The organism is Kitasatospora sp. NPDC001132 (assembly GCF_053598415.1).
Map to the genome: position 1 here is coordinate 52,792 of NZ_JBSFKF010000005.1, position 21,088 is coordinate 73,879.

12 protein-coding genes and 1 pseudogene are annotated in these 21,088 nt (G+C 75.5%); 8 read left to right on the forward strand and 5 right to left on the reverse strand.

Annotation, left to right across the window (positions count from 1 at the left end; all coding sequences use genetic code 11):
• Window positions 1-423: 423 nt before the first annotated feature.
• Complete coding sequence (locus ACWDBE_RS08850) at window positions 424-4,029, reverse strand: AAA family ATPase (protein WP_449807578.1); 3,606 nt, start codon at window positions 4,027-4,029, stop codon at window positions 424-426.
• Window positions 4,030-4,378: 349 nt separating this feature from the next.
• On the opposite strand from ACWDBE_RS08850, the gene ACWDBE_RS08855 reads away from it, so the two are divergent.
• Entirely contained in the window at window positions 4,379-5,617 is a 1,239-nt protein-coding gene (locus ACWDBE_RS08855; protein ID WP_449807579.1) for a histidine kinase, read from the forward strand.
• Window positions 5,614-6,333: a response regulator transcription factor gene (locus ACWDBE_RS08860; protein ID WP_449789415.1), complete on the forward strand. Its 720-nt coding sequence runs from the start codon at window positions 5,614-5,616 to the stop codon at window positions 6,331-6,333. Before ACWDBE_RS08855 ends, ACWDBE_RS08860 begins: the two co-directional genes overlap by 4 nt.
• Window positions 6,334-6,350: 17 nt before the next feature.
• Here ACWDBE_RS08860 and ACWDBE_RS08865 read toward each other — a convergent pair whose 3' ends face one another.
• A complete protein-coding gene (locus ACWDBE_RS08865) occupies window positions 6,351-7,763 on the reverse strand; it encodes an amidase (protein WP_449807580.1) in 1,413 nt (470 codons plus the stop codon).
• 125 nt (window positions 7,764-7,888) lie between these two features.
• Here ACWDBE_RS08865 and ACWDBE_RS08870 point away from each other — a divergent pair, with 125 nt between their 5' ends.
• The 6 genes and pseudogenes from ACWDBE_RS08870 to ACWDBE_RS08895 all read left to right on the forward strand — a co-directional run bounded on the left by ACWDBE_RS08870 (window position 7,889) and on the right by ACWDBE_RS08895 (window position 13,068).
• Entirely contained in the window at window positions 7,889-8,518 is a 630-nt protein-coding gene (locus tag ACWDBE_RS08870; RefSeq protein ID WP_449789272.1) for a TetR/AcrR family transcriptional regulator, read from the forward strand.
• Window positions 8,519-8,730: 212 nt separating this feature from the next.
• Window positions 8,731-9,756, forward strand: a complete 1,026-nt coding sequence (locus ACWDBE_RS08875; protein ID WP_449807581.1) for an RNA ligase family protein — start codon at window positions 8,731-8,733, stop codon at window positions 9,754-9,756.
• Window positions 9,647-10,006, forward strand: a pseudogene (locus ACWDBE_RS08880) (alpha/beta hydrolase fold domain-containing protein); the annotation flags it as partial. The gene ACWDBE_RS08875 and the pseudogene ACWDBE_RS08880, both read left to right, overlap by 110 nt.
• 18 nt (window positions 10,007-10,024) lie before the next feature.
• Entirely contained in the window at window positions 10,025-10,147 is a 123-nt protein-coding gene (locus ACWDBE_RS08885) for a hypothetical protein (protein ID WP_449807684.1), read from the forward strand.
• A 235-nt stretch (window positions 10,148-10,382) separates the two neighbouring features.
• A complete protein-coding gene (locus ACWDBE_RS08890; protein WP_449789275.1) occupies window positions 10,383-11,294 on the forward strand; it encodes an AurF N-oxygenase family protein in 912 nt (303 codons plus the stop codon).
• Between the two features lie 70 nt (window positions 11,295-11,364).
• Window positions 11,365-13,068, forward strand: a complete 1,704-nt coding sequence (locus tag ACWDBE_RS08895; RefSeq protein WP_449807582.1) for an FAD-dependent oxidoreductase — start codon at window positions 11,365-11,367, stop codon at window positions 13,066-13,068.
• Window positions 13,069-13,576: 508 nt separating this feature from the next.
• On the opposite strand, the gene ACWDBE_RS08900 is transcribed toward ACWDBE_RS08895, so the two are convergent.
• The 3 genes from ACWDBE_RS08900 to ACWDBE_RS08910 form a co-directional block, all read right to left on the reverse strand.
• Window positions 13,577-13,936 carry a hypothetical protein gene (locus tag ACWDBE_RS08900; RefSeq protein ID WP_449789277.1) on the reverse strand — a complete coding sequence of 120 codons (360 nt, stop codon included), beginning with the start codon at window positions 13,934-13,936 and terminating at the stop codon, window positions 13,577-13,579.
• A gap of 228 nt (window positions 13,937-14,164) precedes the next feature.
• The gene (locus ACWDBE_RS08905; protein ID WP_449807583.1) at window positions 14,165-18,937 is read right to left on the reverse strand and encodes a DNA repair ATPase; all 4,773 of its coding nucleotides are present in this window, start codon (window positions 18,935-18,937) and stop codon (window positions 14,165-14,167) included.
• A 69-nt stretch (window positions 18,938-19,006) separates the two neighbouring features.
• Window positions 19,007-21,037, reverse strand: a complete 2,031-nt coding sequence (locus tag ACWDBE_RS08910; protein WP_449789279.1) for a flotillin family protein — start codon at window positions 21,035-21,037, stop codon at window positions 19,007-19,009.
• Between the last annotated feature and the right edge of the window lie 51 nt (window positions 21,038-21,088).

Below are 21,088 nucleotides of genomic sequence, written 5' to 3' on the forward strand. Positions count from 1 at the left end.
TGGGGCGGCCGGTGGGGGGGGGCGGCGCCCCGCCGCGGCCCCCCCCCGGGGGGGGGGGGGTGTGCCCGCGTGGCGCCCCCGCCCGCCGGGCTCACCCGACCGGGGCCCCGGTCGGCGCCCTCGTCTCCCACGTCCCCCACGCGCTGTGGGTGGCCGCGCACCTCGTGGAGGCCGGCGTCCGCTGCGACCGGCGTCCGCTGCGTGTGAGGAGGCCGCCGCGCACGTCCGGGCCATGTGCGAGGCCGGGCTGGGCGCCGTGTCCTCCCGGCACGCCGTGCCGCTGGAGGCCTCGGCCGCCCTGTGCACCGACGACGACCCGGGAGGCCCTGCGGCTCTTCGCCCTCGCGCTGGACACCCCCGGCGCACCATGCTGCGCGGCGCGCTCGGCCCGGTGTCGGAGCCGCCGCGGTGCGCGGGCCGAGGCTACGCCCCCGGCGCGCCCAGGGCGGCGTCCGTGTCCCGCCCGCCCCAACCGCCGTCCGGGCGGCGCCAGATGACGTGGACGCCGAAGACGTCGCGTACGGTGTCGGCCGACCAGTCCTCGGTGGGCGCTTCGGCGAGCACCAGGTAGAGAGCGGTGGCGGCCGTGGGCAGGGTGTGGTTGATCTCCAGCAGCCGGGTCGCGCCCGAGCGCAGGTCAGGGTAGGAGGAACAGCCGGCGCCGAGCGCCTCGTAGAGGAAGAGGCCCTGCCCGGTGACGCAGCCGACATCGACGACCGGCGAGTCGGTCGGCTGGAAGTCGGCCCAGAGCAGGGCCGACTTCAGCGCGTGCCGGACCGCCTCGTGCTTCTTGCACCTGCGGTCGGCCTCGGCGGACGCCTCCAGCATGCGGAGGAATCCCTCCTTCGTGGCCGGGGCGGGTGCGGCGGGGGTGTTGACCGCGGGGACCATCGGGCTGTCGTCCTCCTGCTCGGGGTGGCGCGGGGCGGCGGGGGGCGTGTCCGCGTCGGTGGGGGCGGGTTGGGTGGGGCTGGTCTCGGCGGGGGCGGTCTCGGCGGGGGTGGTTGAGGCCGAGGTGGCGGGGGCGAAGCGGGCCCGGAGCCTCTCGCGGGCTTCGGCCAGGCGCTCCGTCCAGCCCGACGCCGTGAGCTCCGCCCGGAGCCGGGCGAGGTCCAGGGCGCCCTCCTTCAGCGCGCGGTTGGTCGTCGCGGCGAGGTCGCGCAGAGCGCCCAGCGCGTCCCGGTCGGGGGAGCCGAGCAGGTGGAACACGTCGACCCAGTCGGCCTGGTCCCGCCGCAGCACGCGGTTGGCCATGCCCTGCAGCTCGGAGAGGTGGACGCGGGCGTCCGGGACGTTCCCGTCCCTCCCGACCAGCTCGCCGAGCACGTCCAGCGCCGCGACGTAGCGCCCCGCCATTCGTTCGGAGACCGGGGACCGGCCCCGCTGGTCGGCGGTGAGGACGGTCTGGGTGGTCTCGTTCGCGAACACCCAGCAGTCCAGCTTCTCGCCCAGCCGCGGCGGCACCGAGCCGTGCCGGACGGTGAGGACGACGGGCCGGTCGATCCCGGGGGAGACGGGCTTGACCCGGTAGCGGCCCCCGGGGGCGCGGCCGACGACCTCGACCCTGACGTCCGCGCCGATCCGGGGGAGGGTGCCGGTGGCCTTCTCCGGCGGAACGGCCTGCTGTGGATCGGCCTGAGGTGCGGCCTGTGGATCGACCTGGGGTGCGGCCGGGCCGGGGGCGGTGAGAGCCTCCGGCAGCGGAGCGGTGTGGAGCACGGTGAGGCTCTGGGTACTGCGGGTCAGGGCCACGTACAGCTGCCGCAGCCCGGCCGGACCGCGATCGGCGATGGTGGCCGGCTCGATGACCAGGACGTGGTCGTACTCCATGCCCTTGGCCTGGGCGGCGGCCAGGACGGACACCGACTCGCGGCCCCCGGTGCCGCCCGTACCGTCTGCCACGGCACCGCCCGTGCCGTCGCCCGTGCCGTCGGCCGGGGCGCCGCTCCGGTTGAGCCGGCGGTCGATCTCGTCGAGCCAGTTCGAGTCGTCGGGGACGATGACGGCCACGGAACGGGGGGTGTGCCCGTCGTCGGTGCCCACCAGGCGGGCCACCTGGGCAACGGTGTCGTCGAGCAGTCGCCACGGGTCGGTCGCCACCGTCCGCACCGCGTCCGGGCCCACCGAGCGAACGGCTTGGGGAGACTCCAGCGTCGGTGCGACCGCCTGCGCGAGGGGCGCGACGAACCGCATGATCTCGACGGGAACGCGGTAGCTGGTGTCGAGCCGGGCGATGCGCCAGTCGCCGTTGTCGGAGAGGATCGCGCCGAGCTGCTCCCAGGTCGCCGGGATGTGCGGTCCGGTCGCCTGTGCGAGGTCGCCCAGGACGGTTATGGAGCCGTTGACGGCGCAGCGCCGCCGCAGGGTGCGGGCCTGCATGGGCGTCAGGTCCTGGGCCTCGTCGATCACGATGTGCCCGTAACGCCTCGGGGTCTCCCCGCTGATGAGCATCCGGAGCTCTTCGAGGCAGACCTGGTCGTCGAGGGTCCAGGGTTCGGCACCGGCGGTGGCGGCGCGGGACCTGAGCAGCACCGCCTGCTCGTCCGCGTCGAGGACGCCGTCGGCGCAGGCGGCCAGGAGCTCGGGCGAGTCGTAGAGGGTGCGCAGCGCCTCCCGGGCGCCCGGTGACGGCCAGACGCGGTCCACGAGTCGCTCGACCCGGCGGTTGCGCTCCAGGTCGCGGCGGACCGAGTCGGCCTGCCTGCGCCGCGGCGCGACGTCCGAGAGCTCCTTCAGCAGACGGTCCACGAGCAGGCCCCGGAAGCGGTCGCGGCGCTCCCGGTAGGGGCCGTCGCCGGTGTTGGCCCGGGCGAGCAGGGCGAGGACCTCGGATCGCGGCACGCGCAGCGTCGTGCTGCCGGCGGTCACGACGACCGTGGGCTCGTCGCCCTCGAAGGAGGGGGCTTCGGTGAGGTCGTCGAGGGCCTCGGGACGGTACTCGCGCTCGACGCGCCGCCGCAGGACGGCCGCCATCCGTTCGTCCGACTTCACCGTCCTGGCCCGCGGGGAGTCCGTGCCGAGCACCTCGCCGTCCCACAGGCGGTTCAGCTGGACGGCGTTGACGTCCCGGGTGCCGAGGGTGGGGAGGACCTGGCCGACGTAGTCGAGGAACCGCTGGTGGGGGCCGATGACCAGGATGTCCTGGGCCTTGAAGTGGGCGTTGTCGACGAGCCAGGTCACCCGGTGGAGGCCGACAGCGGACTTGCCGGTGCCGGGGCCGCCCTGGATGACCAGGATGTCCGAGGGGGAGCCGGTGACCAGGGCCATCTGGTCGCGCCGGATGGTCTCGACGATGTCCCGCATCCGGCCGTTGCGCGAGCGCTGGAGTTCGCGCAACAGGAAGTCGTCCGGCCGGAGTTCCGGGCGGCGTTCCGGACGGGGCGGGGCGGGGGCGTCGGCCGGGTCGTTCGCCGCGGGGTGGGCGCCGCGCCGGCCGCGGTGCTCGGTGGCCTGCCGGGGGACCGGCCGGGGAGTGGGGCGGGGCGTGGGTCCGGGGGTCGGCCGGGGTACGGGACGGGGCTCGGTGGCCGCCTCGGGGGACGCTTCGGCGACCGCCTCGGGGGCGGGTGCGGGGAGCGCGTCGGGCATCGGGGCGGAGGCCGGCGGGGCGATCTCGTCGAAGTAGTCCTTGACGATGTGCCGCACGCACCGCAGCCGGCGCCGCAGGGAGACCTCGCCCGGAGACTCGGGCAGGGCCTCCGTCCACCGCTTCGCCAGTGGACTCGTCCAGAGCACCACCACCGGATCGCGCGCGTCGTCCCGTACGCCCCGGCGCCCGATGTACCAGGGGCGGGGCTGCCCGCCGGGGTCCTCCGGGGCGTCGACCCGGGCTTCGTCGTTGAGCCCGTCGTACTCCGCGGCCCTGGCCTCCGCCTCCGCCCGGTTGGCGATCCCGTCCTTGCCACTCGCCGATGCCTCGGCCGTCGACGATCCGCTCAACTCACCGAGCCGTGCGGCGTAGCAGCGGTATGCGTGGTCCACCGCGCGCTGTTCGACAGCCAGGACCTGGTCCCGAGTGGTCGTGCCCATGTGCGTCCTCCCTGCGGTGCCTGGGGCACCGCTGCGGGCCTGCGTCACGGGCCTGCGTCCGTGCGTGGTGAAACAACTACCAGAGAGCGGGCGGTGACGAACAGACGGAACTGGCGTTCCCCGGGCGGGGGTTCGGCGCCGGGCGGACCGGGCGGACCGGGCGGACCGGGCGGACCGGGCGGACCGGGCGGACCGGAGGGCGGGCGGGTGGTCGGTCGGGCGTCGGTCGGCGTCGGGCGGGGTGCCCGTGAGCTTCGCGGGGCGGTGGTGGTGACGATGACGGTGGCGGTTGGGATCCTCCCTCGATCGGGGGAGGATCGGGGCCGGAAGGCCGGTGATACTGGCGCACATGATCAAGGGACTGCGGCTGCTGCTGCGCGGGTCGACGTACAAGGGTGTGCTGTTCGCGGTGGTCGGGGCGCTGGCCGGGCTGCCGGTCGCGATGCTCGCGCTCGCACTGACGCTGGGGGTGGACGGCCGGCCGGAGGCGGCCTGGGTGGGGCTGCCGGTGTGGGTGCTGCTGCTCGGGGTGGCCGGGCTGCCGCGGGTGGTGCGCCGGGTGCTGGCGGCGGGGGCGCGGCGGCTGCTGGGCGTCGCGGTGCCCGACCCGGTGAAGGGGGCCGCGGCGGAGCGGTGGCGGACGCCGGCGTTCGTGGTGGCGCACGTGCTGCTGGGCTGGACGGTGCTGGTCGGCGGCAGCACGCTGCTGGTGATGGGCGTGACGCTGCCCGGCCGCTGGGCGGCGGGCGAGGCGCGGGTGAGCCTCTTCGGCTGGGCCACGGAGCTGACGGGCGTCTGGGCCTGGATCGTCGCGGCGCTCTGCCTGGCCCTGGCGGCCGCCCTGTTCGCGGGGGTGTCGGGCGCGCTGCGGTGGCTGGCGCCGCGACTGCTCGGGCCCTCGCCGGCCGAGCGGCTCGCGATGGCCGCCGAGCGGGAGCGGCTGCTGGCCGAACGCAACCGGCTGGCACACGAGTTGCACGACTCGATCGGGCACACCCTGACCGCCGCCACCATCCAGGCGGCCGTCGCGGGCGAGGTGCTGGCCGCCGACCCGGCCGCGGCCAGGGCCGCCATGCGCAGCATCGAGGAGTCCACCCGGGCCGCGCTGGAGGACCTCGACTACGTGCTGGGCGCGCTGCGCGAGGAGCAGTCGGGCACCGCGCCGACCCGCACGCTCGCCGACCTGCCCGAACTGGTCGACCGGCTGCGGCACGCGGGCGCGGTCGTGGTGCCGCGGACCTCCGGGAACCTGGCGCAGGTGCAGGGCACGCTCTCCCGGGCCGCCTACCGGATCGTCCAGGAGGGGCTGACCAACGCGCTGCGGCACGGCGCGGGCGGGCCGATCGAGCTGCGGGTGGCGGCGGGACCGGAGGAACTGGAGCTGAGCGTGGTCAACGGGACGGGCGGCGGTCCTGGCGGCGGGGCCGGTGCGGCGGGGGCCGAGGCGGGCGGCTTCCCGACCTCGGGGCACGGGCTTCCCGGCCTGGCCGAGCGGGTGCGGCTGCTGCACGGCGAGTTCGAGGCCGGGCCGTACGGGGAGGGGCAGTGGCGGTTGGCGGTCCGGCTGCCGATGCGGTGGTCGGCGTGAGCGGCGCCGATCCGGGTACGCCCGACGTCACCCTCCTGATCGCCGACGACGACCCCGTCACCCGCAGCGGGCTGGGCACCCTGTTGGGTGCCCAGCCGGGCGTCACGGTGGTCGGAACGGCCGCCGACGGGGTCGAAGTGGTCGAGCGGGCACGGCTGTTGCGGCCCGACGTGGTGCTGATGGACGTGCGGATGCCGCGCCGCAACGGGATCGAGGCGACCCGCGAACTGCTGAGGGAGCACGGCCCGGTGAGCGAGCGCGGCCCGTCGGGGGAGCAGGGCGGCCCTCCCAAGGTCGTGGTGATCACCACCTTCGAGAACGACGGCTACGTCACCGCCGCGCTGAGCGCCGGAGCCTGCGGCTTCGTGCTCAAGCGGCTGCCCGTCCCGCAGATCGCCGAAGCGGTGCGGGTGGTGGCGGCCGGGGAGGCGGTGCTGTTCCCCGCCGCCCTGCGCCGGATGGTCGCGCCCCGGCCGCTGGACTCGGCCGAGGCGCTGCCCCGGGCGGGGCTGACCGGGCGGGAGGAGGAGGTGCTGCGGCTGATGGCGACCGGACTGTCCAACCCGGAGATCGCGCAGGCGCTCGCGGTGAGCCAGGAGACGGTCAAGACGCATGTGGGGAACGTGTTGAGCAAGCTCGGCGCGCAGAACCGGACCCACGCCGTGGTCATCGCGTACGAGAGCGGGCTGGTGGTGCCGGGCCTGCCGGGGGCCTGACCGGCACCCGGCGGGGTTCAGGGCCGCGGGTCGATCGGGGTGAGGGTGCCGAGGCGGTCCTCGACGGCCTGGGCGGCGGCCAGGCAGAGGTCCTCCCGGAAGGCCCGGCCGACGAGCTGGACGCCGGTCGGCAGGCCCTCCGCGTCGAGGCCGGTGGGGACGGCGACGGCCGGGACGCCGACGAGGCTGGTCACCGAGCAGAGCCGCATCGCCGAGGCGACCCGGTCACGGCCCGCCTGGTCCCGCGACTCCAGGCCGGGCTCGACCGGCGGCTCGGTGAACACCGGGCCCAGCAGCAGCGGGTACTCGTGCAGGAACTCCGCCCAGGAGCGGCGGATGCCCATCCGAGCGCTCAACAGCCGGACCAGGCCGGCGACGTCCGCGGGCGGGGCGCTGCGCATCGTCAGCTCGATGTAGCGGTCGCCGCCCTCGCCCAGCAGCTGCCGGACGGCGGGCCAGGTCGGTGCGAACTCGCTGACGGGGAGGCGGTGGTAGGTCTCGTACGCCTCGTCCAGCCTCGGGACGTCGGGGATCTCCCGGACGTCGTACCCGGCGTCGCACAGTGCGTCGGCGGCGGTCTCGACGGCGCGGCGGACGGCGGGATGGACGCCGCGGCCGCCCGGGTCGGTGACGACGGCGACCCTGATCGGGCCGTCGAGCGGCTCCCCGTACAGCGGGACGGGCACGGCGCGCGGGTCGCGGACGTCGGTGCCCGCCAGCGTCTCGTAGGCGAGCCGCAGGTCGGCGACCGTACGGGCCAACGGGCCGTCGGTGACCAGGACCTGGGAGGCCGGGCCGGGGTCGTCCGGCCCGATCAGGCGCTGGTCGGTGGGGAAGCGGCCGGGGGTCGGCTGGAGGGCGGCGACGCCGCAGAACGAGGCCGGGACGCGGACCGAGCCGCCGGAGTCGTTGCCGAGCCCGAGCGGGGCCATCCCGGCGGCGACGGCCACGCCGTCCCCGCCGCTGGAGCCGCCGGGGGTGCGGCTCGCGTCCCACGGGTTGCGGGTGTCGCCGTACAGCTCGCTGCGGGTGTGCATCCCGGCGACGATCAGGGTCGGCATGTTGCTGTGGCCGATCGGGATCGCCCCCGCCGCGCGCAGCCGGGCGACCGGGACGGCGTCGGTGGTGGCGACGTGGTCGCGGAAGTGCGGGGCGCCGAAGGTGGTGGGCACGCCGGCGATCGGGGTGCACTCCTTCACGGTGAACGGCACACCCGCGAGCGGGCCCGGTTCCTCGCCCGCGGCCCGGCGGCGGTCGGTGTCCCGGGCGGCCTCGCGGGCCCGGTCGGCGAGGAGCTGGGTGACGGCGTTCAGGTCGGGGTTGACCTCGGCGATCCGGGCCAGGTGGCTGTCCACCACGTCCAGTGCCGACGCCTCGCCCGTGCGCACGGCGGCGGCGAGTTCGGTGGCGGGCCTGCTCCACAGGGGCATGGGGGTACTCCTCCGACTTGCGACGTTCCGATGCGGTTGCATCGGTTGCCGTACTCTAGTCCGAGAACCGATACGCTTGCATCGGAATAAGTCCGAGACCGGATGACGTGCGGAGGAGACCGGAGATGCCCAAGCAGGTGGATCACGAGGACCGGCGCCGGCGGATCGCCGAGGCCGTCTGCCTGCTGGTGGACGAGCACGGGCTGGAGGGCGTCAGCCTGCGGGACGTCGCCACCCGGGCGGAGGTCTCGATGGGGGCCGTCCAGCGTTGCTTCCGCACCAAGGAGGAGATGCTCCTGTTCGCGCTCACCCATGTCGGCGAGCGGGTCGCCGAGCGGGTGCGCGGCCGGCTCACGGCCGGCCCGGCGCAGTCGGCGGCCAGCGAACTCGGGCTGGTGGCCGGTGAGGTGGCGCTGCTGCGGGAGGAACACCGGGCGGAGGCCAGGATCTGGCTCGCCTTCGTCGCCGGAGCCGCCGTCAACCCGGCGCTGGCGGCGACCCTGCGGAGCAGCTACGCGGCGCTGGAGGAGCTGATGGTGCGGCTGGTCGCCGAGGCCGCCGGCGCGGCGGTGGTCGGCGGGTCGGCGCTGGGCGGGGAGGCGGCGGGCGCGGCGGTGGTCGCGCGGACCGAGGCCCGGACGCTGCTCGCCCTGGCCGACGGGCTCACCGCGCACGTCCTGGTCGGGCACCGGACGGTGGCGGAGGCGGAGGAGGTCCTGCACGCGCACCTGGCCGGGCTCTGGGCGCGCTGCTGAAACGGGGGCGGGGGCCGTCATCCATGGCGAATCCGCGCCGAATCCGCGCCGAATTCGCGCCGATGAGATGATCCACGGACGGGGCGGTCGGCGGCGGGGCGGTCTGACCCCGAGGCCCCGAGGCCCCGAGGCCCCGAGGCCCCGAGAGCCCGAAAGCCGGAACCCCCGAATCCCGGTTGCCAGCCGGCGGGCCGGGCGGCGAGGATTCGTTCGTGTCCGAGACGGTGTTCGAGACGGTGTCCGACGGGCCAGAGCTGCGGCCCTACCCCAAGATCCCGGCCCGCGGCCGCTCCGGCGGGCCCGGCGGTCGGGAGTGGACCGCGGCGGAGAAGGTGCACGGGGCGCACTTCGCCGTGGTCTGCGAAGGCGGCTCGGTGCGGGCCGCGAAGCGGCGTGAACTGCTGGACGACGAGGGGCTGGACGGCTTCTTCGGCGTGAGCCGGATCTGGCCCGAACTCTCCGTCGCGGCGGCCCGGTTCGCCGCCGCGGTGCGCGGAACCGGCGGCCCCGACGCCGTGGTGACGATCTACGGCGAACTGGCCGGCGGCCGCTACCCGCACCCCGAGGTGCCCGTCGCCCCCGGCGTCGACCCGGTCCAGACCGGCGTCTGGTACGCCCCCGGCCTGCGCTGGCTGCCGTTCGACGCCACCGTCGAGACACCCGAAGGCCGTTGGTGGATCGCCGACCGCACCCTGCGCACGGCCGCGCGGGCCGCCGGACTCACCTGCGTGCCCCTGCTCGGACACGGAGCCCTGAACACCCTGCACGACCTCCCGGTGCGCTACCCCACCCGGGTGCCCGCCCTGTTCGGCCTGCCCGAGCTGCCCGACAACCTCGCCGAGGGGTACGTCCTCAAGCCGGCCGGCGAGTGGCACGAGTCCGGTCCGGCCCGCCCCCTGGTGAAGGTGAAGCAGCAGGCCTTCGCCGAGGACGACCGCTACGACGGCGCCCGCCCGTACCTCCCCCCGCCCGAGGGCGCGGCCGGCGTCCCCGCCTGGCTCCTCGTCCAGGCCTCCGCCCTGCTCACCCCCACCCGCGCGGCGGCCGCCGTCAGCAAACTGGGCCCGCGCGCGGCCGTGGAGGCCGTGGCGGAGGAGATCGCGGCGGACGTGGCCGACGAACTCGCCGATGCCGTGGGCGGGTTGGACGCCGAGACGCTGGCCGCGCTGCGCCAGGCCCTGGAACCCGGCACGCGCTCGCTGGCGTCCTTCGACGCGCAGGACCGGCGCAACTCCTGACAGCGGGGGAGCGGAAGCGGCCCGGGCGAGAAGGCGGCTGTCGCGAGCCGAGGCGCGAGGGTCGTGTGCGGGAGGCTTCCAAGTCCGGTGGGCGGGGCCCGACCGGTACGCGCCCGCGGCCGCCGACCGCACCGACCCGCGGCTGTCGCCGCTGCTCGCCGAGGACCTGACCGGGCTGCCGCCCGCGTACATCGGCACCGCGGGCTTCGACCCGCTGCGCGACGAGGGCGAGGCGTACGGGCGGGCGCTGGCGGAGGCCGGAGTCGCGGTGCGGCTGAGCCGGCAGTCGGACCTGATCCACGGGTACGTCAACTACCTCGGCCTCGGCGGGCGCTTCCGGGGGGCGGCCGCCGAGGCGGCGGAGGCGCTGCGGCAGGCGATCGGCGGGTAGCGGACAGGCGTACGGCCGAGGGCGGGACATGGGGGAGGGTCCGCCCCGCGCCGTGCCGTGGGGGGTGGGGGTGGACCGGGCCGGGGCGGGCCGTGCATGCAGGGGGCGTGAGCCGACGCCCGCGCGCCGGGTCGTTGCCGCATGGGGGGTTCTCGGCGCCCGGCTCTTATTGTACTGTCCGTCTAATAAGCGGGTGAGCGGGAGCCCGCGGCGGAACAGGCACCTGGAGGCAGCCATGGCGCTCAGCTGGCACGCGGGGCACGGCCACACCACGGCCGACGACGACGTCTCGAAGCGGCTGCTGGAGTCGGCCGCCACCCTCTCCTTCGACCCCTCGACCGAGATCGACTGGGACGCTCCTCTCCCGGACGAGCACTACGGCCTCAATCCGGAGTGGAGCACCCTCTACGGCACCCGACTGTGGGACGAGATGACCGAGCGGCAGCGGGTCACACTCACCCGGCACGAGGTCTGCTCGATCATGAACACCGGCATCTGGTTCGAGATGATCCTCCAGCAGATGGTGCTGCGCGACCAGTACCTCAAGAACCCCGCCAGCGCCGAGTTCCAGTTCGCGCTCACCGAGATCGCCGACGAGTGCCGCCACTCGATCATGTTCGCCCGGGCCTGCGAGAAGATGGGCGTCCCCGCCTACCGCCCGCACAAGCTGATCGCCCAGGCCGGACGCGCCTTCAAGGCGCTCGCCAAGGGCGAACTCGCCTACGGCGGCATCCTGGTGGCCGAAGAGGTGCTCGACGTCATGCAGCGCGACTGGATGCGCGGCGAGAACGTCCTGGAGATCGTCCGCGGCACCTCCCGGATCCACGTGGTCGAGGAGTCCCGGCACATGAAGTTCGCCCGGCAGGAGATCCGCGAGCGGATGCGCCACGCGAGCCCCGCCCGCCGGCGCACCTCGGCCACCGGTATCGCCGTGGGCGCGTACGTCATCGTCACCAGCATGGTCCACCCGGGCGTGTACAAGGCCGCCGGGCTCGACGTCCCGCGGGCGCTCGCCGAGGTGCGGGCCAACGAGCACCGCAAGGCGATGATGCGCACCAGCTCCCGGCACCTGATGGCCTTCCTCGCCGAGACCGGGCTGCTCACCAGCCGCGCGGCGGCCGTCTACCGCCGGGTTCACATGCTCTGACGAAACGTCAGGAACTCTTCCACCGGATCGTTTCCCGCCCATCGGACACAGCGAGGACCCCACCCCGGCCATGGCCTACGCGATCACCCAGACCTGCTGCAACGACGCCTCGTGCGTGTCCGTCTGCCCGGTCAACTGCATCCACCCGACCCCGGACGAGCCGGAGTTCGGCACCACCGACATGCTCTACATCGACCCGCGGGCGTGCATCGACTGCGGCGCCTGCGCGGACGCCTGCCCGGTGGACGCGGTGTTCCCGGTCGACCGGCTGCGCGGCCCCGACACCGTGTTCGGCGACCTCAACCGCGACTGGTTCCGCGACCACCCCAGCGACCACGCCTGGGGCGCGCCCAGCTTCCCGCGCAGCCTGCCGGGCGGGCTCGGCACGCTGCGGATCGCCGTCGTCGGCACCGGCCCGTCCGCCGGGTACACCGCGCAGGAACTGCTGCGCAGCACCAGCGCCGAGATCACCATGATCGACCGGCTGCCCGTCACCGGCGGCCTGCTGCGGCACGGCGTCGCCCCCGACCACCAGTCCACCAAGCGGATCGTGGAGAGCTTCGCGAGCGTCTTCCACGACCCGCGGCTGCGGATGCACCTCAACGTGGAGATCGGCACGGACGTCAGCCACCAGGAGCTCGCCGCGCACCACCACGCGGTGGTGTACGCGGTCGGCGCGGCCGCCGACCGCCGGCTCGGCATCCCCGGCGAGGACCTGCCGGGCAGCCTGCCCGCAACCACCTTCGTCGGCTGGTACAACGCCGAACCGACCGTGCCCGCCGAGGCGGTGGAGCTGTCGGCCGCCGAGCGGGTGGTGGTGGTCGGCAACGGCAACGTCGCGGTGGACATCGCCCGCATCCTGCTCACCGACCCCGACCGGCTCGCGGCCACCGACATCGCCGACCACGCGCTGGCCGCGCTGCGCCGCGGCAGGGTCAGGGAGGTCGTGCTGCTCGCCCGGCGCGGTCCGGAGCAGGCGGCGTGGACCAGGGCGGAGTTCGTGGCGCTGCGGCAGCTGCCGGGCGTCGAGGTGGTGGTGGCGGACGACCCGCAGGTGCGGGCGGCGATCGAGACGGCGGGGGTGGAGTCGGGAACGGGCGCGGGTGCGGGCGCGGGTGTGCCGGGATCGGGCTCGGGCGCTGCGCTGCTCGCCGGGCTGCCGCTGGTGCCGTACGACGGGGCCGCGGCGCCAGCGCCGGGGCGGCGGATCGTGCTGCGGTTCCTGTCGGCGCCGGTCGAGCTGTCCGGGAACGGGCGGGTCGAGGGCCTGACCGTCGAGCGGACCACCCTGGCGGCGGACGGCCGGGTCGAGGGCACCGGGGAGCGGGACGTGCTGCGGGCCGGGCTGGTGGTGCGCTCCATCGGGCACCGGGCAGTCCCGCTGCCCGGGCTGCCGTTCGACGAGCGGGCCGGGACGGTCGCCCACCGGGCCGGGCGGGTGGTCGACCCGGCCACCGGGCGCCCGCTGCCGGGGACGTACGTGGTGGGCTGGGCCAAGCGCGGACCGTCCGGCGGGATCGGCGCCAACCGGGCCTGTGCGCGGGAGACGGTGGACGCGCTGCTGGACGACGCGACCGCCCGCGTGCTGCCCGTCCCGGAGGCCGACCGCAGGGACTTCGAACGGCTGGTGCGCCGCCGGCGGCCGGACGCGGTCGGGCTGCGGGAGCTGCGGGCGGTGGACCGCGCGGAACGCGAGCGGGGCGAGAGCGAGGGGCGGCCCCGGGTGAAGCTCGCCACCGTCCCCGAGCTGCTGGCGGCGGGGCGGCGGCGGTAGCGGGGGCTGCCGGGGCCCGGGGGACTGTCGGGGGCCTGCTGCGGGCGCCGGGGGACTGCCGACTCTGGCCGGGGTGCCGGGGCCGGGCGGTGCCGGGGTGGGGCGGTGCCGGGGCGGCGTGACGTGCGCAGGGAGTCGGGTGGGCCGACTTCCTGCGCACCCGGCCGCTCCCCGCAGGGGGTTGACCTGCGTCGCGCCGGGTTGACGGGACCGTGTCCCGGTGCGGCCGGGGGCGTTGGGTGGGCGTGAGTGGTTTTGGGCGGCTGCCGGGGCCGGAGTGGCAAACGGGTGAAGAAACGATCCTGCGCGGCGCCCCGGACCGGCCGCCGGAAGCGTCGCAGGTGTCGCAGGCGCCGGAGGTACCCGGCCCCCCCGACGCGCCGGAGGCACCGGACGCACCGGAGGCACCCATCTACGCCGAGCTGGCCCGGCGCTGGCAGGCCGAGGGGCGAGCCGTACCCGGACTGCCCGATCCGGTCTGGGAGTCGCTGGCCGCCCCGGCCGGGGCTCAGTCGGCGGTGTCCGGCTCGGGCCGCAGACCGCTCGAAGGTCCGGCCTGGGGCTCGCCCTGGAGTTCGGAGCGGAACCCGGCGGCGGGTTCGGGGTGGAACCCCGGATAGAACTGCCGCGCCCAGCGGTGGAACAGCCCGGTCGAACGCTCCCCGGGTACGAGCCGGGGCTGCGCCAGGTGCCGCTGGTGGGCCAGCACCGGCCGGTCCTGTTTGGTGATCCGCACCGAGGCCCGCAGCGCCGCCCAGGAAGCCGCCCGGTCGACGGTCCGCGCCGCGCCGACCCCCGGCACCGGCACCGTGGCGGTCACCGCGAACCGCACCCTGGTCCGCCACGGCGCGAGAGGCGTCGGCAGCACCCACCCACAAGGTGCCGCTCACCTGCGGCAGTTCCACCTCCAGTCGGCTCATCCCGAGCCCGGCGAGCGTCACCGGCTGCTCCAGGAGCACCGCGCCCAGCCCCGGGAGCCGGGTGGTGGTGCGCTGGTGGACGGTGAACAGCGGGCCGGCCGCCTCCGGCGGGGCGGTCTCGCGAAAGATCGGCCGGATCGCCTCGACCGTCCAAGCGCGAAGCGCCAAGCCCCGGCCTATGGCTCGAACTTGTGGATGGCGTCCGTGTCCGGACGTGACCGCCAGGAGCGCTTCAGCTCCGCCCAGCGGGCCTCCTGTTCCTCGGTGAGGACGCCCCGGAGCTCGGCCAGCTTGAGGAGTTGGGCCTCGGCGTCGGCGCCCAGGGGCTGGGCCTCGGCGCGGTAGTGGTCGGTGAGGAGCGCGTCGAGTTCGGGGCGGGTGAGGGCGGGGTCGAGGCGTTGGGCGAGCTTGGCCATGTTGCGGTAGGAACCCTGGAGGAGGAAGGGCGGCTCGGTGCGGGTGCGGTCGTCCTGGGCGGCGGAGGCGAGGTAGGCGCGGTTGACGGCCAGGACGGTGGAGCGCAGGTGGAGCAGGCCGGCCAGGACGGCGGTCATCCGCTCGGCCTCGGCGGCGGGCCAGGCGCCGGCCAGGGTGCCGCCGGGCAGGCCGCAGGCGCGGGCGAGCAGGGTGTCCAGGTCGGCGCGCTCGGCGGTGGCGAGCGGGGCGAGGTGGGGGTTGGCGGGCAGGGCGTTCTCGACGAAGCTGAGCGCGAAGAGGTCCTCGCGTCCGGCGACGGCGTCGCCCAGGTTCCACACGTCGGCGCGGTTGGCGAGCATGTCGGGCAGCCGGAAGAGGCGGCCGGACTCGGTGTACGGGTTGGCGGCCATGACCACGGCGAAGCGCTTGCCGCGCAGGTCCCACTCGCGGGCCTCGCCGTCCCAGACGCCGTCGATCCGGCGCTGGGCGTCGCACAGCGGGATGAAGCGCTGGAGGAACTCGGGCGAGGTGTGCTGGACGTCGTCCAGGTAGAGCAGCACGTTGTCGCCCGCGTGCAGGGCGAAGTTGAGCTTCTCGAGCTCGCGCCGGGAGGTGGCGTCGGGGGCCTCGGCCGGGTCCAGCGAGGTGACCCGGTGGCCGAGCGCGGGGCCGCTGACGGAGACCAGCAGCAGGCCGAGCCGCTCGGCGAGGTACTCGACCAGGGTGGTCTTGCCGTAGCCGGGCGGGGAGACCAGCAGCAGCAGGCCGCTGCGGTCGACCGGCCCGCCGGACTCGGCGGTGCCGAGCTGCTTGGCGAGGTTGTCGCCGATCAGCGGCAGGTACACCTGGTCGATGAGCCGGTTGCGGACGAAGCCGTTGAGCGGGGCGGGCCGGTACTGGTCGAGCCGCAGCCGGGCGTGCTCGGCGGCCAGCAGGTCGCCGCGCAGTCGCTGGTAGGCCCGGTAGCCGGGCATCTCGACCTGCTCGAACTCCTCCACCCGGGCGAGGAGTTCGTCCAGCCGCAGGTCGAGTGCCCCGCCGGTGACTCGCGGGTGGTCGCCGAGCAGCCCGGTGACCCGGGCGCCCACGGCCCCCTCGGCGGGCCGGCGCGGCAGGGACGGGCAGAGCAGCGCGGCGGCGGCCTCGGCGAGGTCGGCCGGATCTGCGTCGGCGGATCCGGACTCCAGCCAGGCAGTGGCGAGTTGGCGCCGTACGGGCAGCAGCGCGGGCTCCTCGGGCAGTGCGGCCAGTGCCTCGGTGAGGCCGGCCGACTCGGGGGCGGCGCGGAACTTGTCGAGCAGTGCGGCGGCGCCCGCCGAGTGGGCGAAGCTGGGGGCGGCGGCGGCCAGTTCGGCCACCAGATAGGGCCCGGCGGGCTCCGCCCCCGGGACGAAGTCGGCGACGGCGGCGGTGAGTTCGTCGGCGAGTGAAGCCAGCGCGTCCAGCGCGGCCGCTGCCGGGGCGCCGCCGAAGGCGTCCCGGGCGAGGCCCAGCGAGCGGGCCCGGGTGTGCCAGAGCAGCCGCTGCCGTTCGTCGGTGCCGTGTGCCCAGTACAGCTGCGCGGCCGCCCGGGCGGCCGCCGGGTGGCGCAGCAGTCCGGCCTCGGCGTCGAGCCGGAGCAGGGCGCGGAGCAGCAGTGCGGCGTCGTGGTCGTGCACGCCGCGCTGGTAGCCCTCGTCCGGGCGTTGCTCGGCGGCCCGCCGGACGTACTCCAGCAGGTCGCCGTCCGCGGGCGGCGACCCGGCCCCGGCGGCCGACAGCAGGCTCGCCGCGAGGTACTCGGCGCGGTACAGCCGCGGGGTCTCCGAGGGCAGCGGGCGGTCCCAGTACCGCTCGGTGGCGGCGAAGGCCGGGTCGGTGACGGGGGAGCGGTAGTCGGTGCCGGTGAGGGTGAAGGCGGGGCGTCCGCGCCAGGGCACCAGGGCGAGTTCGGGCCGCTGGGTGGTGACGGCGAACAGGTGCCGGCCCAGTCGCAGGGTGCCGGGGCCGTCTCCGGCGAGTTCGGCGCGGTCGCGCAGGGCCCGGTGGGCGCGGCCGCGGGCGGCGCGCAGCCGGCCGGTCAGCTCCTCGGCCCGGACCCGGTCGCCGAGTGCGGTCAACTGCCCTGCGAGGTAGCGGAGTTTGACGGCCGTCGGGTCGGCGGCGAAGGCCGCCTCGATCTCCTCGGCGGAGTCCAGTGCGGCCAGTCGGCGGTGCAGGGTGTCGAGGATGCGTTCGGCGGAGGCGGCCAGCCGGTCGGCGCGCCGGGCCCGCTCCTCCAGCAGGTGCTGGCGGCGGGCGGTGAGCGCGTCGTGGATCTCGGTGCGCCGGGCGGTGAGCTGCTCGCCGAGGGCCGGGTCGGCGTCGGCGAAGCGGGTCTCCAACTGCTCGATCCGCAGCAGCAGTCGACCGAGCTGATCGTCGCAGGCCTCGGGGGTGTCGGCGGCGGCGAGCGCGGCGGTGGTGGCCTGGCCGAGCAGGGCGGTCTCGGCGGCGAACTCGGCGGCGGCTTCGCGGGTTCGCAGCTCGCGGCGGCGCACGGTCAGCACGGACCGGGCCCGGTTGAGCAGGCCGAGGACGTCGGCGAGCCGGTCGAGGATCGCGGTGCGGGTGGTGGCGTCGGCCAGGTCGAGGGTGCCGACCAGCTCCGAGACGGTCTGCAACGCCTCGCTCTGGGAGCCGAGTTCGAGCCCCAGTGGCTCGGCCTCGGCGGCGGTGGCGATGGCGGAGCAGCGCTCGGCGAGTTCGCCGGCCCGACGCCGGTGCGGCTCGAAGGCGGTCGGTTCGGCGAGTTGGACGACGGCGCGGTCGGCGGCCTCGGCCAGACCCTCGGCGAGGTGCGCGGCGAGCGCGTCGATCCGCTGGACGTCGGCGCGCGGCAGCTCGCGCAGCGCCTCGACGCGCCCCTGGGCGCGGCGCAGAGCGGCCAGCCGGTCGACCCACTCGGCGGCGTCGGCCAGTGTCTCGCCGCGGGCGGTGCGCAGCAGGCCCTCGACGTGCTCGGCGGCCTCGTCCGTCCGCCGGGCGGCGTGCGCGGTGAGCTGGGCGACGGCCTCGTACTCGGCGACGACCTGCCGGGCGGTGTCGCGGATCTCGGCGAGCGGCGCGGCGAGGTCGCCGAGGCCGCTCTGGCCGAGCCAGTGGTGCCGGTCGGCGGTGCGGGTGCAGGCAGCGAGGACGGCCTGGTGGCCGGCCGGGGTGTCGGCGCCGGCCGCGGCCAGCCGGGCCAGGGCCAGGCAGTCGGCCAGGCCGCGGACCAGGTCGGCGTTGCCGATCCGGGCCAACGGACCGCTGCCGGAAGGCTGTTCGGCGGCGAAGCGCTCGCTGGTGAACGGGGTCTGCCAGAGCTGGACGGTGTGCAGCCGGCTCGGCCCGTCCTCGGCCGGGCGCAGGGCGATCAGGGTGCCGTCGGCGAGCAGCGCGTAGCCCTGGCAGGGCAGCGGGGCGGCGGCCTCCTGGCGGACGCTGTTGTACGGCTGGAGCAGGGCGCGGCCGTCGACCGGGGAACGGAACTCGTACAGCACGTCCTCGCCGTTGGGCGACACGACGGTGCGCTCGTACACCAGGCCGTCGACCGGCTGGTCGAAGGTGCGCACGGTGCCGTCCACCAGGTGGCAGCCGCCGGGGAAGGCGACGCCCTGGTCGGCGGGCAGTCGAAGGCAGGCCTGGCCGAGCGCGTCGATCCGGGTGACGGTGCCGGTGGGCAGGTGGACCACCAGGTGCCGCTCGGTCTCCTCCTGGTACGGGCGCACGCGCACCAGCAGCAGGGTGCCGATCCGGGCGTGGGCGATCCGGGCGTCGGCGAGGGTCTGGAGGGCCTCGGCGAGCGGCTCGCGGTGCAGCTCCCGGCCGTCCGGGGTGGTGATGCTCAGTCGGCCGCCGTCGACGCCGACCAGCAGCTCGCCGGCCAGGTCGGCGCGGGGCGGGCGGCCCGGGCCGGCGGGCAGCTGGTCGTCCCGGGTGAGCGCGGTCCAGGGCAGCTGCCGGCCGTCGGCGGGGGTGTGGTCGCGTTCGCCGCGCCCGTCCAGGTAGGACGGCCGGGCGCCGTCGGCGAGGCCGCCGTCCAGGCGCCAGCGCAGCACCCGGACGTCGGTGGCGGCCGGGCCGGTGCGGAAGACGGCGAGCAGCCGGCCGTCCACCGGGCGCAGCCGCTCCAGCCGGGCGTCGCGGAAGTAGCGGCGCAGGTCGGCGAGGTCCTGGCGCAGCCGGGGGTCGTCCAGCAGGGAGCCCTCGGCGGGCGCGGGGGAGAGGTCGGGGTGGTGCAGGCCGAGTACGTCGGTGAAGTCCTCGTCGCCGTCGGCGGGTTGGGCGGGGCGGGTGCCGAGCAGCAGCTGCCCGCCGGCGGCGGTGAGGTCCTGCGGCAGGCAGGCCCGGGCGGTGGTGAGCCGCCCGGTGCCGACCAGCCGCAGCTCCCCGCCGCCGAACTCGGCGACCCGGCGGGCGTTCAACGCCTGGGCCCGGTCGGCGAGTTCGGCGGCGGCTCGGGCGAGCCGGTCGCGCAGGACCTCGTAGGTGCCGGCGTCGAGCCGGGCGTCGAGGGCGTCCACGGTCACGGTCACGTTCCTCGGTCGAAGCGGGTTGAGTCGGGTGAGTCGGTCGGCTCGGCTGAGTCGGTCGGCCGGTCACTTGGAGCCGTTGGCCGCGGCGAGGCCGCCGGCCAGTGCCCCGATCGGGGTCTCCGCGACGCCCAGCTTCCGTGCCGAGTCGAGCAGTTGGCGCAGCTGACCGGCCTGGTCGCCGGCCCCGGAGCCGATCAGCTTCATCAGCAGGGCGGACACCGTCAGGTTCTGCACGTCCGCCGTGGAGACCGAGGAGAGCACCCGGGTGAGGTCCTCGGTGAAGCTCGCCCGCCCGTCCAGCCAGGGGCCGGCCAGGGTCTGCGCGGTCTGCGAGTGGCCGACGAAGGCGTCCACGCTCTTGCCGGCCGTCACCGACTGCACCAGCCGGTCGAAGAACACCGAGTCCCCGCCGACGATGTCGATCTTCGCCTTCTCCAGCCCGGCCGCGACCAGCGCCGCCTGGGCCTCGGCGATCTGCCGCTGGGCGTCCAGCCCGGCCAGCCGGACGTCCTTCTCGGCGGCCAGCCGCAGGCGGTACTCCTCGTGCCCGCGCGAGGCCTCGTCCAGCTTGGCCATCGCCGCGGCCTTCTCGGTCAGGCCCTCGGCCTCGGCCTTCAGCTTCCCGCCGATCTCCAGCGCGGCGGCCTTCGCCTTCTCGGCCTGGACGGCGGCCTCGGCGCGGCCGACCTTCTCCACCGCCGCGGCCTCCTGCTCGCGGACCTGGACCCGGGCCAGCCCCTCGGCGGCGGCCTCCGCCCGGACGCCCTCGGCCATCCGGATCTTGGCGGCCGCGTCCAGCTCGGCGGCCTGCTGCCGGGCCTCGGCCATCACCAGCGCCTCGCGGGCCTTGTGCGCGGCGGCCTGCTCGGCGGCCTCGGCGGCCTTGATGTCCTTGACGAGCTTCTCCTGCGCCTCGGCCTCGGCCTGGATCACCACGGCCTTGCGGACGCGCTCGGCCTCCTCGGTGGCGCGCAGGGTCTTGACGGCCTCCTCCTGCTCAGCGACGGTGCGGTCCACCGCGACCCGCTCGCGGACCACGTCGGCGACCTCGCGCTTGGCGGACTCGACCTCCTTCGCCTTGGCGATCGTGGCCAGTTCGGTCTCCCGCTCGCGGCCGACGACCTCCAGCAGACGGTCCTTCTCGATCCGCTCGTTCTCCACCGCGATCACCCGCTCGCGGTTCTTCTGCGCCACCGCGACCTCGCGGGCCTGGTTCTCCCGCTGCACTCCGAGCAGCTCCTCGGTGCGCAGGAAGGCGGTCTGGGCGTTGAGCCGCTCCTCCTCCTGCACCCGGGCGATCACCGCGTCCTCCTTGGCCCGCAGGGTCTCGATCTCGCGGCGCTGGCGGATCTCGGCGTCGGCCTGCCGGCGCTCCAGCTCCAGGACGGCCTCCCGGGCGTCCACGTTCTGCCGGGTGATCTCCTTCTGCTCGTTGCGCTGGTACTCGTTGGTGCGCACGTGCTCGATCGCGGTCAGTTCGGTGATCTTGCGGATGCCCTGGGCGTCCAGGATGTTGTCGGCGTCCAGCTGGCTCATCGGGGTCTGTTCCAGGTGGTCGATGGCCGCGTCCTCGAGTGTGTAGCCGTTGAGGTCGGTGCCGATGACCGCGATGATCTGGTCCCGGAACTCGTGCCGGTGGGTGTACAGGTCGGTGAAGTCCAGCTGCTTGCCGACGGTCTTGAGCGCCTCGGCGAACTTGACCGCGAAGAACTCCTGGATCGCCTGCGGGTCGCTGGCCCGGGCGGTGCCGATCGACTGCGCGACCTTGATGACGTCCTCGACGGTCTTGTTGACCCGGACGAAGAACGAGATCCGGATGTCCGCGCGGATGTTGTCGCGGCAGATCAGGCCGTCCCGGCCGGCCCGGTGGATCTCCACCGTCTTGGCGGTGATGTCCATCAACTCGGCCTTGTGGAGCACCGGGAGGACGATCGCGCCGGTGAAGGTCACGTCCACCTTCTTCGTCCGGGAGACGATCAGTGCCTTGCCCTGCTCGACCTTCTGGAACAGGCGGCCCACGAACAGCAGCATGGCGAGCAGGATGAGCAGCACGACGGCGACGAGCACGCCGAAACCCACGGCGATGGTGTCCATCACGGAGTCCTTTGACGAGATGGCGAGTTGGTGCGAAGAGAAGAAGCGAAG